Raw genomic sequence first — 14,985 nt, forward strand, 5'->3', positions numbered from 1 at the left:
GGGGGGGGGGGCCGCCGCCCCGGGCCCGCCGGGGTGCCGGGGGGCGGGGGGGGGCGCCCGGGGGCCGGCGCGGGGGGCCCGCCCCGCGCCCGCGCGGCCCGGCCCGGCCGCAGCACGCAGCCGGCCCGCGCCCGTCACGGGGAACGGCTCACCGATGCCTCAGGGGCGTGAGCTGCTCGATGTCGTACCGCTTGCGCAGTTCCTCGATCGCCGCGTGGTCCGGCGGGCCCCCGTCACCCAGGATCTCCAGCAGCTCCTCGAAGTACCGCTCGTGGTCGGGCGGCGGGGACGCCTGGAAGAACATCCGCGCCGGGGTGTCCGTCGGGTTCGCGAACGCGTGCGGGCAGCCGGGCGGCACGACGATGACCGTCCCCGGACCGGCCCGCACCACCCGGTTGCCCGACCGGGACTCCCACTTCTGCCAGTGGTCGGGGGTCCGGATCCGCGGCTCGAAGGCCAGCACGTCCAGCTCGCCCTCCAGCACGTAGAACAACTCCTCGCTGCGCGTGTGCACATGGGCGCCCACGTCGAACCCGGGCGGAACCTCCACCTCGAAGGTGGAGGCCATCCGCGAGTGCGAGCCGGTCACCTTGAAGGTCACGCGCTGGGCGGGCGTCTCCACGACGCGGCCGTGGCCCGGAGGCACCAGCAGCCCGTCGGTCGACGGCATCGGTTCCTCGATCGCGGTCATCGCACCTCACCACGTCACGGGCGGAGCCTCGGGCCCGCGGACCGGCGCGCCCGAGCCGGAGGGCGGCGGCAGGGCCCCGGCGAGTGTCTCCCGGGTCATGCCGCCCCTCCGCGGGTCCAGCGACCGAGGGACATCTCCGCGGTGATGCCGGGACCGAAGCCGGCGAGCAGCCCGCGCGCGCCGTCCTCGGCGCCGCCGTCGTCGAACAGCCGGCGCAGCGCGTCCAGCACGACGGCGCTGGCGATGTTGCCGTACTCGGTGAGCGTGGCCCGGCTGAACCGGAACGCGCACGGCTCGACCCGCAGGAACCTGCTGAGGTCGTCGAGGATGCGCGGCCCGCCCGCGTGGATGATGTAGAAGTCCAGGTCGGACGCGTTCCACTGGTGCATGTTCGCGAGGTCCTGCAGAGCCGGGGCGAGCGGTTCCATGGTGGTGGGTACCCGCTTGTCCAGCAGGAAGTGGAAGCCGGTCTCCCGGACGTCGTACGCGATCCAGTCCTCCGTCTTGGGGATCAGGTACGAACCGTTGCGTTCGAGCCGGACGCCGGTGCCGCCCGTGCCGCGGACCGCGGCGGCGGCGATGCCGTCACCGAACAGGCCGTTGGAGAGCAGGGAGCCGACGCCGAGGTCGGTGGGCTGGTAGCACAGCGAGCAGAACTCACAGGCCACGATCAGCGCGTTGGCGTTCGGGTAGGCCGTGCAGAAGTCGTGGGCCCGGTTGATGGCCGCGCCGCCCGCCGCACAGCCCAGCTGGGCTATGGGTATCTGCCGGGTGGTGCTGTCGAAGTCCATCTCGTTGATCAGCCACGCCGTGAGCGAGGGCATCATGAAGCCCGTGCACGAGACGTAGATGATGACATCGATGTCCGTGGTGAGCAGTTCCGCGTCGTCGAGCGCGCGCTGGATCACCTCGGGGACGCGGGCCTTGGCCTCGGCCTCGTAGATCTTGTTGCGGGTCTCGAAGCCGGGGTGCTCCAGGGTCTCCTCGATGGGCTGGACGATGTGCCGGGTGCGCACACCGGTGTTCTCGATCAGCCGGAGGGCCAGCGGGAGTTGTGGGTGGTCCGCGTGGCGCGAGCGCGCGAGCTCCAGCGTCTCCTCCATCGTGATGACGTGCTCTGGGACGGACACCGAGGGTCTGCACAAGGTCGCCATGCCTCGCCTGCTTTCGCCTCCGGGAGAGCCATGGCCCTCCGCTCAGAAGGTGGTCTGGTCCACCCACGATCACTCGGGAGAGCGACGATCTCTCGCCGGACTACTCCAATCCGGGGACACCCCGGCGGGGCCGGAGTGGGCCCGGGACGCTCCACGAACGGAGTACGTGAGGAGGACGGCGGCAGGGGAACCCCGGGCGGCGATCCGGGGGCGCTGCGCCGCGAAGCCGCAGGCCAACCGGCTGTCGTGGCTGGTCGTGCGGGGCGGCACCCGCCCGGCCCGGCGCCCGGCGCCCGGCCCCCGGCCCGGGTGGGTGACAACCGCCGGCCGGCCCAGGCTGCTGCATCCGGCGCAACGTACCGCCGGCCGGCCGTACCGCCGGCCGGCCGAAGCCGGCGCTCCGGTGGTGCCGCCGTGACGCGGCAATCGCGCGCACGTCGTCCCCGCGGCGGCTCGGAGTGAGGCGGTGGCCGCCGACGGGCGGCGGCCGCTCGGCCGGGCTCCGGCCACGCCCGCTCGGACGGGAGCCGAGGGGGAGGAGGGCGGTCCTTTTCAGGGCCGGACGCGGCGCGATCGAGGAACCGGGAGGCTGACGGCGACGCGAGCCGAGGCCCCGGAGCGCGATCCGCTCCGGGGCCTCCGGTCCGCGGCACGCGCCCTGCTTCCGCCGCCTTCGGGGGCGGGCCGGCCGCCGTGCCACAGTGGCCGGGCTTCGCGCCTAGCGGGAGCGGCCCGCTCCTGGACCGGGTGGCTGCTTCGCGCCTTCCGGACGGGACGGGCTGCCGGACCGTGGTGGTCGCGCCGGCGGCACTCCTGCCGCGCTCCGGCCGGTCACCGGCGTTGCGCGTCGGCGCCCTCCGCGTCCTGCGAGGGCGACGGGGCCGCGGCAGGAAGCGTCCGCGTACTAGCCGGTCTTGCCGCTGCTGTGCGCGATGCAGGCCACGTCGATGCGATCGGCCAGTTTGGCGAGTTCGATGGTGAGGGCCGCGACGGTGTCCTCGTCCAGACCCTCCTGCCCGGCCTCGACCAGACGCACCCACCGTCCGCCCACCGTGCGCAGCAGCTTGCTCACGTCGGCCGCGGCCACCTGCAAGGTACCGCGGTCGTCGACGATCAGAGGCAGAGTCACTTCGCGGTTCACAAAAAGGATCGTAGCCGCGGAAGCCTCACGCTCCGTGCCATACCGTGGTGATGTTGCAGAACTCCCGGATTCCGTGCCCGGACAGCTCACGCCCGTAGCCCGACCGCTTCACACCGCCGAACGGGAGCGCCGGGTGGGAAGCCGTCATCCCGTTGACGTACACGCCGCCCGCCTCCAGGTCCCGCACGAACCGGACCACCTCGTTCTCGTCCAGCGTCCACACGTTCGAACTGAGCCCGAACGGCGAGTCGTTGGCGGTCAGCACCGCCTCGTCCAGGTCCTCCACCCGGTACAGCGTGGCGACCGGACCGAACGTCTCCTCGCGGTGGATGCGCATCTCGGGGGTGATGCCGGCCAGGACGGTCGGGGGGTAGTACCAGCCGGGCCCGTCGGGCCGCTCGCCACCGCACAGCACCTTCGCTCCGGCACGCCTGGCATCCTCGACCAGCTCCTCGAGGTCCGCCCGCCCCCGCTCGCTGGAGAGCGGCCCGACCTCCGTGTCCTCCTCCAGCGGGTCCCCGATCCTGAGCGCCTTCATGCCCTCCACGAAGCGCTCGGCGAAGGCGTCGTAGACGTCCGTGTGCACGATGAACCGCTTGGCCGCGATGCACGACTGCCCGGCGTTCTGCACCCGCGCGGTCACCGCCACCTCGGCGGCCCGGTCGAGGTCGGCGGACGGCATCACGACGAACGGGTCGCTGCCGCCCAGCTCCAGCACCGTCTTCTTGATCACGTCCCCGGCGGTGGCGGCGACGGCCCGGCCCGCCGGCTCGCTGCCGGTGAGGGTGGCCGCCTTCACGCGGTCGTCGCGCAGGATGCCGTCGATCGCGGACGAGCCGACGAGCAGCGTCTGGAAGCAGCCCTCGGGGAAGCCCGCACGGAGGAAGAGGTCCTCCAGGTACAGGGCGGTCTGCGGCACGTTCGAGGCGTGCTTGAGCAGACCCACGTTGCCCGCCATCAGCGCGGGCGCCGCGAAGCGGACCACCTGCCACAGCGGGAAGTTCCAGGGCATGATCGCGAGCACCGGCCCGAGCGGGCGGTAGCGCACGAAGGCCCGCGAGGCGCCGGAGTCGTGCACGTCGGCCTCGGCGGGCTCCTCGTCGGCGAGCAGCTCCTCGGCGTGCGCGGCGTACCAGCGCATCGCCTTCGCGCACTTCGCCGCCTCCGCGCGGGCCTGCTTGACCGGCTTGCCCATCTCGGTGGTCACGACACGGCCGATCTCTTCCTGGTCCTCCTCCAGCAGGTCCGCGGCCCGGTTCATCAGCCGGGCCCGCTCGGCGAACGACGTCGAACGGTACGTGCGGAACGTGGCCTCGGCGAGCTGGAGCCGGCGCTCGATCTCCTCCTCGCCCATGGCCTCGTACGTCTTGAGTGTCTCGCCGTTGGCCGGATTCACCGTTGCGATGGCCATGGCTGCCACCTCCCTGGGAGCGGGCTGTGCTTCGACCTTCCCGCGCCGCGGTGGGGACCGCAACGCGTGGTCGCCTTCTCAGTGCGGGTGCTCGGCCAGCCGGTCGAGAAACGCGCTCTGGGCCTTGACGATCGCCTCACGGGCCCGGTCCAGGCCGAACCAGGCCACCCGGTCGAGCTCCGGGAACTCCCGCGTGCGTCCCGAGCGCGGCGGCCACTCCATCACGAACGTGCCGGGGACGACCGCCGCCGGGTCGAGGTCGCCCTCGACCGCCCACACCGTGACGGTCTTGCCGCCGGCCTGCCGGACCTCGCCGAGCGGCACCGCCTCGCCGTCGGGCGGCTCCAGCCCCAGCTCCTCCCGGAATTCGCGGCGGGCGGCCTCCCAGGCGGGCTCGTCCTCCTCGTACTCCCCCTTCGGCACGGTCCACGCCCCGGCGTCCCGCCGGGCGAAGAACGGGCCGCCCATGTGGCCGAGCAGGACCTCCGGGCCGTCGCCGGTGCGCCGGAACAGCAGCAGTCCGGCGCTGCGCCGGGCCCTCCGCGCCCCGGTCACGGCCGCACGTGCGGGTGCGCGGCCAGCAGGGCCTCGACCGTGTCGGCCTCGTCAGGCCGTTTGTCCTCGCGGTAGCGCAGGACCCGCGCGAAACGGAGGGTGACGCCGGCCGGGTAGCGCGAGGAGCGCTGCAGGCCGTCGTAGGCGATCTCGACGACGAGGTCCGGGCGCACGGTGACCCCCCAGCGGTGCTCCTGCACGGCGAGTTCCCCGAGCCGCTCGGTCTGCCAGGCCAGCATCGCGTCGGTCATGCCCTTGAAGGTCTTGCCGAGCATGGCGAAGCCGCCGTCGGCGGTGCGGGCGCCCAGGTGCAGGTTGGACAGCCTGCCGGTGCGGCGGCCGTGGCCCCATTCGGCGGCGAGGACGACGAGGTCGAGGGTGTGCACGGGCTTGACCTTCAGCCACGAGGCGCCGCGCCGGCCGGCGCTGTAGGGCGCGTCCAGGGACTTCACCACGACGCCCTCGTGCCCGCGCTCCAGGGTCCGCGCGAGGAACCGCTCGGCCTCGTCGGCCTCCTCCGGCCCGGACACCAGCGTCCGGCGCACCCGCAGGGGTTCCGGGACCAGCCGGGCCAGCTCGGTGTGCCGCTCGGCGAACGGCAGGTCGAGCAGGTCGCGGTCGTCGACCGACAGCACGTCGAAGAAGACGGGGGAGACGGGGACCGCCTCGGCGGCCGTCGCGACGTCCATGCGCGAGCCGACCCGGCCGGCGGTCTCCTGGAAGGAGCGCGGACGCCCGTCGGGGCCGAAGGCGATGACCTCGCCGTCCAGGATGAACCGCTCGCCCGCCAGCTTCAGGGCCGCCGACGTCACTTCGGGCAGCCGGTCGGTGATGTCGTCGAGGGTGCGGGTGTGCACACGTACCGCGTCTCCGTCCCGGTGGACCTGCACCCGGATGCCGTCCAGCTTCTCCTCCACGGCGCACGCGCCGAGCTTGCCGACCGCCTCGGCCACCGAGGAGGCGCTGTGCGCCAGCATCGGCAGCACGGGACGGCCGACGGTCAGCCGGAAGCGGTCCAGGGCCGCGGGCCCGTCGGCGAGCAGGGCCCGGGCCACCGTCTGCAGGGACCCGGCCAGCATCACCGCCCGCCGCACGTCCGCCGCGCCGGCGCCGGTGGCCTCGGCCAGCCCCTCGACGGCGAGCGCGTCCAGGGCGCCCTGCCGGACCTCGCCGGTCAGCAGCCCCCGCAGGAACCGCTGCTCGTCCTCGGTGGCCGCGGCCATCAACGCGCCGACGATCCGGGCCCGTTCGCCCTGCGAACCGGTGCCGGACACCTTGCCCAGCTCCGACAGCACGGCGTCCACCTCCCGTACGGTCAGCGTCGGCTCGGCGGCCGGGGCGACCTGCCGGCCCAGCACCTTCCACCCCACACCGATCCGCCCCTGCGGCAGGCGCCCCGCCAGATACGGGATGACGATCGGCACGTCCTCCGCCTCGGCGGCCCGGAACAGCTCCGCGAGCAGAGCGATCTTCCGGGACCGTGCCGAGGTGGCGGCGACCTCCTGGGACACACGTGCCAACCGGATCAGCAACATGCAGTCATCGTGCTACGCGGGCGGGGGCTTCACACCTGGGCGTGCCGGACGGATCCGCCCCGGGCGCACGGCGCACGGCGCACGGCGCACGGCGCGACGGCCGGCGTGCCGGACGGCCGCCTCCGGCCGCGGTGGCCGCCGTCGGCGCCGCGGCCGTGGTGGTCGCCGGCTCCCGGGAAGGCGCCGCCCGGCCCGTGCGACCTTGACAAACGCCTTTGCCGAATCTGCAATGCGGTCATGAGTACCGACGACGTGCTGGCGGGCGTGGGCCCGAGGCTGCGGCGGCTCCGCAAGGAGCGGGAGGTGACCCTGGCCGCCCTGTCCGAGGCGACGGGCATCTCCGTCAGCACCCTCTCCCGGCTGGAGTCCGGCCTGCGCAGGCCCAGCCTCGAACTGCTGCTCCCGATCGCGCGGGCCCACCAGGTGGCGCTGGACGAACTGGTGGGCGCCCCGCCGGTCGGCGATCCCCGGGTGCGCGCCGAGCCGATCGTGCGGGACGGCCGCACCCACTGGCCGCTGACCCGGCAGCCCGGCGGGCTCCAAGCCTTCAAGGTGCTGGAACCGCGGCGCAGACGCGACCCCGACCCGCGCTCGCACGAGGGCTACGAGTGGCTCTACGTGCTCTCGGGCAGACTCCGGCTCGTCCTCGGCGAGCACGACGTCGTGCTGACGGCCGGGGAGGCGGCCGAGTTCGACACGCGCGTGCCGCACTGGTTCGGGTCGACGGGGGAGGGGCCGGCGGAGTTCCTGAGCCTCTTCGGCCCGCAAGGGGAGCGGATGCACGTCCGGGCACGGCCCAGGCGCGCGTGACGGCCTGCCCCTGGTGCGTGCGCCCGGGGTGCGCGCGGCGGGCCGCGTCCGCGCCGGCGCGCGGGGCGGTCGGTACCGGCGCGCGCGGGGCACGGCGGGCCGTACCCCGCGGGTGGCGCACGGCTGCGGTGGCGGCCGGCGCCCGGCGGGCCGGCCTGCCGGCGTCCGCCGCGTGACGCAGGTAACGACGTGTATCCGCGGTATGACGCACGCGACGGTTCCCTGATCGGCAAGCGACCGCTTAGTATGCCGTCGACCCCGGTCAGACGACGCAGTCCCGTGGAGGCGGCGCATGCAGGCATGGCGAGTGCACGAGAACGGTGAGCCGAGCGAGGTGATGCGGCTCGAGGAGACCGAGCCGCCGGCGCCCGGTGCGGGCCAGGTCCTGCTGAAGGTGCGCGCCGCGAACATCAACTTCCCCGACGCGCTGCTGTGCCGCGGCCAGTACCAGGTCCGGCCCCCGTTGCCCTTCACCCCGGGCGTCGAGATCTGCGGCGAGACCGAGGACGGGCGACGGGTGATCGCCAACCCGGCGCTGCCGTACGGCGGTTTCGCCGAGTACGCCGTCGCCGACGCGGCCGCCCTGCTGCCCGCTCCGGACGCCCTGGACGACGCCGAGGCGGCCGCGCTGCACATCGGCTACCAGACGGGCTGGTTCGGTCTGCACCGCCGGGCCCGCCTGGAGGCCGGCGAGACCCTGCTCGTGCACGCCGCGGCCGGTGGCGTCGGCAGCGCCGCCGTACAGCTCGGCAAGGCGGCCGGCGCGAGGGTCATCGGCGTCGTCGGCGGCGCCGGCAAGGCCGCCGTGGCCCGCGAACTCGGCTGCGACGTGGTGATCGACCGGCGGACCGAGGACGTGGTCGCCGCGGTGAAGGAGGCCACCGGAGGCCGGGGCGCCGACGTGATCTACGACCCGGTCGGCGGCACGGCCTACGCCCAGTCCGCCAAGGTGGTCGCCTTCGAGGGCCGCATCGTGGTCGTCGGCTTCGCGAGCGGCACGATCCCCAGCCCCGCGCTCAACCACGCCCTGGTGAAGAACTACGCGATCCTCGGCCTGCACTGGGGCCTGTACAACACCAAGAACCCCGAGCTGGTCCAGCACTGCCACGAACAGCTCACCGACCTGGCCGCCCGGGGCGCGATCAGGCCGCTGGTGAGCGAGCGGGTGCCGCTGGACGGCGCCGCGGCCGCCGTCCAGCGCGTCGCCGACGGCGTGACCACCGGCCGTATCGCCGTCCTGCCCTCGCTGGAGAACGGAGCCACCGCATGACGGACACCCTGGTCGACGCGGCGGAACTGCGCCGCCGCACCCGCGAGCTGCTGGCCGCCCACCCGCCCGCGAGCACCGACCGCCTGGACTTCCTCAGGGCCCGGTTCGACGCCGGGCTCGCCTGGGTGCACTATCCCGAGGGCCTCGGCGGTCTCGGCGCCCCGCGCTCCCTGCAGGCCGTCGTCGACGCCGAGCTGGAGGCCGCGGGCGCCCCCGACAACGACCCCCGGCGCATCGGCATCGGCCTCGGCATGGCCGCGCCGACGATCCTGCGCTACGGCACCGAGGAGCAGAAGCGCCGCTACCTCAGGCCGCTGTGGACGGGGGAGGAGGTCTGGTGCCAGCTGTTCAGCGAGCCGGGCGCGGGCTCCGACCTCGCCGCGCTCGGCACCCGCGCGGTCCGCGAGGGCGACGGCTGGGTGGTCAACGGGCAGAAGGTGTGGACGTCCAGCGCCCACCTCGCCCGCTGGGCCATCCTGATCGCCCGCACCGACCCGGCCGTGCCCAAGCACCGGGGCATCACCTACTTCATCTGCGACATGACCGACCCCGGGGTCGAGGTGCGGCCCCTGCGCCAGGTCACCGGCGAGGCCGAGTTCAACGAGGTCTTCCTCACCGACGTCGCCGTCCCGGACGAGCGCAGGCTCGGCGAGGTGGGCGACGGCTGGCGGGTCGCGCAGACCACGCTCATGAACGAGCGCGTGTCCATCGGCGGCATGCGCCTGCCCCGCGAGGGCGGCATGATCGGCCCGGTCTCGAAGACCTGGCGCGAACGCCCCGAACTGCGCACCCACGACCTCCACCAGCGACTGCTGGGACTGTGGGTCGAGGCCGAGGTCGCCCGCCTCACCGGCGAGCGGCTGCGCCAGCAGCTCGTGGCCGGACAACCCGGGCCCGAGGGCTCCGCGATGAAGCTCGCCTTCGCCCGCCTCAACCAGGAGATCAGCGGCCTGGAGGTGGAACTGCGCGGCGAGGAGGGCCTGTTGTACGACGACTGGACCATGCGCCGGCCCGAGCTCGTGGACTTCACCGGCCGTGACGCCGGCTACCGCTACCTGAGGTCCAAGGGCAACAGCATCGAGGGCGGGACCACGGAGGTCCTGCTGAACATCGTCGCCGAGCGCGTCCTGGGCCTGCCCCCCGAGCCGCGCACCGACAAGGACGTCGCATGGAAGGACCTGGCCCGATGAGCGCACAGCCCGATCTGCTGTACTCGGAGGAGGAAGAGGCGCTGCGCGCCGCCGTCCGGGACCTGCTCGGCGACCACTGCGACCCGGCGGGCGTCATCGCGCGCTCCGAGTCCGGCGCCCCCCACGACCTCGCCGCGTGGAAGTCGCTCGCCGAGGGCATGGGGCTGGCCGGCCTCCTGGTGCCCGAGGAGCGGGGTGGACAGGGCGCCACGCACCGGGAGGCCGCCGTGGTGCTGGAGGAGCTCGGCCGGGCGGTGGCGCCCGTGCCCTACCTGACCAGCGCCGTGGTCGCCACCGAGGCCCTGCTGGCGTGCGAGGGCGACGAGGCCGCCGAACTGCTGTCCCGCCTGGCGTCCGGACGCGCCGTCGGCGCCCTGGCCGTCGGCCTGCACACCGCCGCGGGCGCCGCGCACGCCTCCGCCCGTGCCGAGGACGGCCTGCTGCACGGCGAGCTGACGGCGATCGCCGACGCCGCCGTGGCCGACGTCCTGCTCGTGCCGGCCGACGACGGCGCGCTCTACGCCGTGGACACGGTCGCCGTGACGGTGACCCCGCAGGTCTCCCTCGACCTGACCCGGCCCCTGGCGACCGTCACCCTCACCGGCGCTCCGGCCCGTCGCCTGGGCGAGGCGGCACCCGCCGTACGACGGGCGCTGCGCGCCGGGGCGGGGCTGCTGGCCTCCGAGCAGCTCGGTGTCGCGGAGTGGGCACTGACGGAGACGGTCCGGTACCTGAAGGAGCGCAAGCAGTTCAACCGGCCCGTCGGCGGCTTCCAGGCCCTCAAGCACCGGCTGGCCCAGCTGTGGCTGGAGGTCGTGAACCTGCGCGCCGCCGCCCGGAACGCCGCGGACGCGCTCGCGAAGGGCGAGGACGTCGACGTGGCGGTCGCCGTCGCCCAGGCCTACGCGGCGCCCGTCGCCGTCCACGCCGCCGAGGAGGCCCTGCAACTGCACGGCGGCATCGGCATGACGTGGGAGCACCCGGTCCACCTCTACCTGAAGCGCGCCAAGGCGGACTCGATCGCCTACGGCACGGCGGGCGCCCACCGCGAGGCGCTGGCCGGCCTGGTCGACCTCCAGGCCCCCTGACGCACGCCGCGCACAGGCCCGCCCGGCACCCGGGCGGGCCTGGCCGAGCCCTGTCGGGCGGACCACCCCGGCGTCGCGGGGCCCGGTGCGCACATCTGCCACGTCACCGCCGGTCGCCGGCGTTCAGCAGCCGGCGCCCGCCTCCGCCCCGCCGCCGCACGCCCCGGACCCCGCCCGGGCCGGCCGAGAGCACGGCGCCTCACAGCCGGCCCGATCCGGACGACGGGCCCCGCTCGGGCACGCCCGCGACACGAAGTGAACGGGCGGCGGCGATCCGGCCAACTCCCCGGCGCACATGGCTACTTCGGCTGGTGAGGGCTCCATACTCCCTGAAGGTCCCGTACGGCACCTCCAGGGAGGCAGCGCATGGCCCTCACCACCCGACGCAGAGCCCTCACCACCCTCGGCGCCGCCCTCACCGGCGCGGTCGCCCTGCCCGCCGCGCGCGCGTCCGCGGCCGGCGGCCACCGCGGTCCCCGGCCGCTGTGGCACGCCCACGCGCACAACGACTACGAGCACCCGCGCCCCCTCCTCGACGCGCTGGACCACCGCTTCGCCAGCGTCGAGGCCGACATCTACCTGGTCGGCGACCAGCTCCTCGTCGCCCACGACCCGGTCGACCTCGATCCGCGCCGCACCCTCGAATCCCTCTACCTGGACCCGCTGGCCGCCCGCGTCCGGGCCAACCACGGCACCGTCCACCGCGGTTGGCGCCGCCCCCTGCAACTCCTCGTCGACATCAAGACCGAGGGCGCCGCCACGTACCGGGAACTCGACCGGCACCTCAGCCGCTACCCGCACCTGTTCACGACCTACGCGCACGGACGTGTCCACCCCGGACCGGTCACGGCCGTGGTCTCCGGCGACCGCGGCGCCCGCGCGCCCATGGCGGCGCAGCGCGTGCGCCGCGCCTTCTACGACGGCCGGCTCGCCGACCTCGGCGGTCCGGCGCCCGCCTCGTTCCTCCCGCTCGTCAGCGACAACTGGACCCTCAACTTCACCTGGCTGGGCGACGGCCCGTTCCCGGACGCCGAGCGCCGCAGGCTGCGCGGCATCGTCGCCGAGGCGCACGCGCACGGGCAGCGGGTGCGGTTCTGGGCCACCCCGGACACCGCCGGGCCCGCCCGCGACGCGCTGTGGACGGAACTGCTCGCCGCCGGCGTCGACCACCTCAACACCGACGACCTCGCCGGGCTGGAGCGGTTCCTGGACGCCCGCGCACGCGGGTAGAACCACACGTTCGGCGGACACGTCAGCCGCCCCGGCCGACACTCCGCTGCGCCACACTTGCGGGCGAACGCCGCGAAGCGGGCGTGGCGGAGGAGGTTGACGATGGCCATTTCCATCTCGGTGGTGCTGCTGCTCCTGATCCTTGTGGTGGTCTTCGTCCGCAACGGCGCCCTGAAGTTCTCGCACGCCCTGGTCTGCGTCCTCCTCGGCTTCTTCCTGGCCGGTTCCAGCATGGCGCCGACCATCCACGAGGGGCTCTCGGCGACCGCGGAACTCGTCAGCAGCCTGCGCCCGTGACACTCACGAGGCGGCGGGGCGCGCCGGGCGCCGGTGGGCCCGCCGCGGTGGTCCGGCGCGCAACGAGCCGTCCGGCACGTGCGCCGGACGGCCGTCCCGCGCCCGGTGGTCAGGCGCCGACGACGCGGGAGCGCAGGAGGAAACGCACTCCTTCGGGCGCCTCCAGCGAGAAGCCGCTGCCCCGGCCGGGCACCACGTCGACGATCAGCCGGGTGTGGCTCCACACCGCGTACTGGCTGCGCGACATCCAGAACGCCACCGGCCGCTCGACGCCCTCGACCTCCAGCTCGGCGAGCAGCACGTCCGCGTCACCGGTGCGGAACTCGCCCTCCGGGTAGCACATCGGGGCGCTGCCGTCGCAGCAGCCGCCGGACTGGTGGAACATCAGCGGGCCGTGGGTCCGGCTCAGCCGCCGCACCAGGCCGGCGGCCGCGGGGGTGAGCTCGACACGCGGGAACTCCTCGTACATCGTCGCCGTCCTTCGCCGCACGGAAGCCGTCGGACCGAGACAACCGGCCCAGGGGTTGCGAGGACGTTGCAGCGGCCCGCTTCCCGGGACCCGCGCCCGCCGCTGACGGGCCGCGCCCGGAGGGCGCCCCGCACGGCCACGGGCTCGCCCGTCTCACCCCGGGTGACGCGAGCGAGCCCCGGTCGAACTCCCGAATCCGTGCGGGGCTGCGCTCAGCAGCCCCGCACGGCGCGTCCCGCCGCTAGCGCCACGAAGGGCCTGTGACCGCAGCCTGCCGCAGAGCGCAAACCCGTACCCGTACAACGCCCGTACACGACCGTTGCGGCCGGGTACATGGTTCATCTGCAGCACCGAGCGACGGCTGCACCGTGAAGCCGGCTGGTGAACGCGCGGCGGGGCCGCCCCTCATGGAGAGGGCGGCCCCGTTGCGGTGGGACGCGATCAGTCGCGCGGGTGGGTGAAAAGTCCCGCACCGGATCGCTGCCCGCGGCTACGACCGGGTGGTGCCGAAGTCCTGGGTCCAGTAGTCGCCGGGCTGTGCGAGGCCGACGCCGATCTCCTTGAACCCGCAGTTGAGGATGTTGGCCTTGTGGCCGGGGCTGGACATCCAGCCCGCCATCACCTTCTCCGGAGTGGCGTAACCGTAGGCGACGTTCTCGCCGTAGGTGCTCCAGGTGTAGCCGGCGCGCGTGATGCGGTCGCCCGGGGAGGACCCGTCGGACCCGGTGTGCGACATGTTCCGGTGCGCCGCCATGTCCTCGCTGTGGGCCTGGGCGGCCTTGGTCAGCGTCGCGTTGACGGTCAGGGGCGCGCAGCCGACCTTGCTGCGCTCGGCGTTGACCAGTTCCACGACGCGCGCGGTGGCCCCGGACGCGGTGGCCGTGGCCGTGGCCGTCGGCGTGCTCGCCGGCGCGGTGGTGGCCTTGGGCGTGCTCGCCGGCGCGGTGGTGGCCTTCGGGGTGCTCGGCGACGTGGGGGCCGAGGGGGTGGTGGCCTTCGGAGCGCCGGACGGGGCCGTGCTCCGCTCCTGGTGAGCTGCCCTCCGGTGCGGGTGGGTGGACGCGGGGGTCCGGTGCTTCGGCGCGGCGGCCTTCGCCGGCTTCGCGGAGGCGCTCGGCGTCGGCGACGCCGTCGGTGTGCCGTCCCCGCCGGTGGTCCGGTTCCGGTTCCAGTCCGAGTCGTTCCACCAGCCCTTGGCCGCGACCGGCTCGGCACGCTGGGACGGTGCGCTCCCGCCGTCCGCCCGAGTGCTGCCGCTGTTCCCCCAATCCGTGCAGGCCATGGCGACGGACGGTATCGCCACGGCGCCCACGGCGGCGGCGGCGATGACTATCCGTCGGTAGTGCTTGTCTTTGCGATGCTTGCCCATGCGTGACCTCACTCGGTAGTCGCCGAGCACCCTTCGTGCGGTTGGCTCTGTGCAGGCACGGCCTCTGAGCTGCGGAGACGTGCTGCGGATGGCCATTGTTAGAAGGGCTCCGCGGGGAGCGCAAAGGACCTCGGTACTAATGTGCTTAGTAGGCCTGCGGGGTTCTTGCCAGGGGGGTGGGGGAGTGCTGCCCCGACTGCCGCGCACCACTCAAGAGGGCTGCTGTTCCGTCAGAAGCCCCGCGTCCGGCGACAACAGGGGAGCGCGCCGATCCGGGCCCGGCCGCGAGGTCCGGCCGCGCCGGCGATGATCACAAGCCGGACAAATCCTCAATATCACCAAGGCGGCACCTACTATGCGGCCCGGTTAGTGGAGGGCGGAGGGGTGACGCATGTCACGGAGCCGTCCTGCCGCCCGGGGCGTCCGTCCTCCCGGACGGCGGCCGCCGCCGGTGGGCGTCTCGAGCCGGCGGGCCTCCGGGGTGAACTCCCCCGGAGACGGGGCGCCGAGGACGCCTCCCGGCCCGGCCCGGGCCGGGGTGCGCGCCGTGTCCCGGCGGGCCGTGCCCCAGCCGTCACGGCCGGGGCGACACCCTGGCGCCGCCTTGCGAAGTGGCCGGTTCCGCCCGCCGATTGGGAGGCGGGGAAGGGGGCGCCGGCTGACGGAGGCGCGCTCGCCCTCGCAGGGCCGTGACACGGGCGCCGGCCGGGCAAGGGGCGCGATGGGAGATTGCCGGACTGTCGTATCGTCTGGGAGGCATATTCATTCGATGACG

Annotated in this window: 16 protein-coding genes; 8 read left to right on the forward strand and 8 right to left on the reverse strand. The window is 74.3% G+C overall.

The genetic code is table 11. The features are described from left to right. Positions 1 to 148: 148 nt before the first annotated feature. The 6 genes from ABZ920_RS28000 to ABZ920_RS28025 form a co-directional block, all read right to left on the reverse strand. Positions 149 to 670 (reverse strand): cupin domain-containing protein, encoded by a 522-nt coding sequence (locus ABZ920_RS28000; RefSeq protein ID WP_361510855.1) that lies wholly within the window; start codon positions 668 to 670, stop codon positions 149 to 151. A gap of 116 nt (positions 671 to 786) precedes the next feature. Then, entirely contained in the window at positions 787 to 1,845 is a 1,059-nt protein-coding gene (locus ABZ920_RS28005) for a type III polyketide synthase (RefSeq protein ID WP_361510722.1), read from the reverse strand. A gap of 904 nt (positions 1,846 to 2,749) precedes the next feature. Then, the gene (locus ABZ920_RS28010; RefSeq protein WP_361510725.1) at positions 2,750 to 2,986 is read right to left on the reverse strand and encodes a DUF6213 family protein; all 237 of its coding nucleotides are present in this window, start codon (positions 2,984 to 2,986) and stop codon (positions 2,750 to 2,752) included. 25 nt (positions 2,987 to 3,011) lie between these two features. Next, a complete protein-coding gene (locus ABZ920_RS28015; RefSeq protein WP_361510728.1) occupies positions 3,012 to 4,397 on the reverse strand; it encodes an NADP-dependent succinic semialdehyde dehydrogenase in 1,386 nt (461 codons plus the stop codon). Positions 4,398 to 4,475: 78 nt separating this feature from the next. Continuing rightward, positions 4,476 to 4,952, reverse strand: a complete 477-nt coding sequence (locus ABZ920_RS28020; protein WP_361510731.1) for an NUDIX domain-containing protein — start codon at positions 4,950 to 4,952, stop codon at positions 4,476 to 4,478. After that, the gene (locus ABZ920_RS28025; RefSeq protein WP_361510734.1) at positions 4,949 to 6,487 is read right to left on the reverse strand and encodes an ATP-dependent DNA ligase; all 1,539 of its coding nucleotides are present in this window, start codon (positions 6,485 to 6,487) and stop codon (positions 4,949 to 4,951) included. Before ABZ920_RS28025 ends, ABZ920_RS28020 begins: the two co-directional genes overlap by 4 nt. A 237-nt stretch (positions 6,488 to 6,724) precedes the next feature. Here ABZ920_RS28025 and ABZ920_RS28030 point away from each other — a divergent pair, with 237 nt between their 5' ends. The 6 genes from ABZ920_RS28030 to ABZ920_RS28055 all read left to right on the forward strand — a co-directional run bounded on the left by ABZ920_RS28030 (position 6,725) and on the right by ABZ920_RS28055 (position 12,372). Continuing rightward, positions 6,725 to 7,297: an XRE family transcriptional regulator gene (locus tag ABZ920_RS28030; protein ID WP_361510737.1), complete on the forward strand. Its 573-nt coding sequence runs from the start codon at positions 6,725 to 6,727 to the stop codon at positions 7,295 to 7,297. A 292-nt stretch (positions 7,298 to 7,589) separates the two neighbouring features. Then, positions 7,590 to 8,567: an NADPH:quinone oxidoreductase family protein gene (locus ABZ920_RS28035; RefSeq protein ID WP_361510740.1), complete on the forward strand. Its 978-nt coding sequence runs from the start codon at positions 7,590 to 7,592 to the stop codon at positions 8,565 to 8,567. An 8-nt stretch (positions 8,568 to 8,575) separates the two neighbouring features. Continuing rightward, complete coding sequence (locus ABZ920_RS28040; protein ID WP_361510858.1) at positions 8,576 to 9,757, forward strand: acyl-CoA dehydrogenase family protein; 1,182 nt, start codon at positions 8,576 to 8,578, stop codon at positions 9,755 to 9,757. Continuing rightward, entirely contained in the window at positions 9,754 to 10,845 is a 1,092-nt protein-coding gene (locus tag ABZ920_RS28045) for an acyl-CoA dehydrogenase family protein (protein ID WP_361510742.1), read from the forward strand. Before ABZ920_RS28040 ends, ABZ920_RS28045 begins: the two co-directional genes overlap by 4 nt. A 366-nt stretch (positions 10,846 to 11,211) precedes the next feature. Continuing rightward, on the forward strand, positions 11,212 to 12,075 hold the full coding sequence (locus ABZ920_RS28050) for a phosphatidylinositol-specific phospholipase C/glycerophosphodiester phosphodiesterase family protein (RefSeq protein WP_361510745.1): 864 nt from the start codon (positions 11,212 to 11,214) through the stop codon (positions 12,073 to 12,075). Positions 12,076 to 12,177: 102 nt separating this feature from the next. Next, positions 12,178 to 12,372 carry a hypothetical protein gene (locus ABZ920_RS28055; protein ID WP_361510748.1) on the forward strand — a complete coding sequence of 65 codons (195 nt, stop codon included), beginning with the start codon at positions 12,178 to 12,180 and terminating at the stop codon, positions 12,370 to 12,372. A gap of 109 nt (positions 12,373 to 12,481) precedes the next feature. On the opposite strand, the gene ABZ920_RS28060 is transcribed toward ABZ920_RS28055, so the two are convergent. Then, a complete protein-coding gene (locus ABZ920_RS28060; RefSeq protein WP_361510751.1) occupies positions 12,482 to 12,841 on the reverse strand; it encodes a DUF779 domain-containing protein in 360 nt (119 codons plus the stop codon). Between the two features lie 490 nt (positions 12,842 to 13,331). Beyond that, complete coding sequence (locus ABZ920_RS28065) at positions 13,332 to 13,691, reverse strand: CAP domain-containing protein (protein ID WP_361510754.1); 360 nt, start codon at positions 13,689 to 13,691, stop codon at positions 13,332 to 13,334. Here ABZ920_RS28065 and ABZ920_RS28070 point away from each other — a divergent pair. Continuing rightward, entirely contained in the window at positions 13,678 to 13,875 is a 198-nt protein-coding gene (locus ABZ920_RS28070) for a hypothetical protein (protein ID WP_361510757.1), read from the forward strand. The two genes, ABZ920_RS28065 and ABZ920_RS28070, sit on opposite strands and share 14 nt — an antisense overlap. Positions 13,876 to 13,896: 21 nt before the next feature. Further along, positions 13,897 to 14,184: a hypothetical protein gene (locus ABZ920_RS28075; protein WP_361510760.1), complete on the forward strand. Its 288-nt coding sequence runs from the start codon at positions 13,897 to 13,899 to the stop codon at positions 14,182 to 14,184. Positions 14,185 to 14,985: the final 801 nt, after the last annotated feature.

Origin of the sequence: Streptomyces sp. NPDC046831 (assembly GCF_040645305.1) — a bacterium.
In the GTDB taxonomy this organism is placed as follows: domain Bacteria; phylum Actinomycetota; class Actinomycetes; order Streptomycetales; family Streptomycetaceae; genus Streptomyces.